The organism is Pseudomonas sp. SMV7 (genome assembly GCF_052041995.1).
Classification (GTDB): domain Bacteria; phylum Pseudomonadota; class Gammaproteobacteria; order Pseudomonadales; family Pseudomonadaceae; genus Aquipseudomonas.
The window spans coordinates 1-204 of sequence record NZ_JBKGGT010000082.1 but is presented as its reverse complement, the minus strand read 5'-3'; the positions used below and the strand labels follow the sequence as shown (position 1 = coordinate 204).

General features: G+C 64.2%; 1 protein-coding gene. It reads left to right on the top strand.

Going from position 1 to position 204, the window contains the following annotated elements; genetic code table 11:
* Nucleotides 1-204, top strand: a 204-nt coding sequence (locus ACLEJP_RS25640) for an immunoglobulin-like domain-containing protein (RefSeq protein ID WP_440810945.1), incomplete at both ends; no start/stop codon positions are given.

The window sequence follows — 204 nt, the reverse complement described above, 5'->3', positions numbered from 1 at the left end:
GACCCAGGGCAGCGTTGACTTCGAGACCCCGGCGAACGACGTCTACAACAACGGCTCGACCGTCAGCACGACGATTACCGGTGCCACCGGCGGCAACTTCGAACAGCTGACCCCGAATCCGACCCCGGCCCAGACCACGATCAATGACTCGGTCGATGTCACCACCGCTACCCTGACGGCCACGCCTTCGGTGACCGAAGGTGG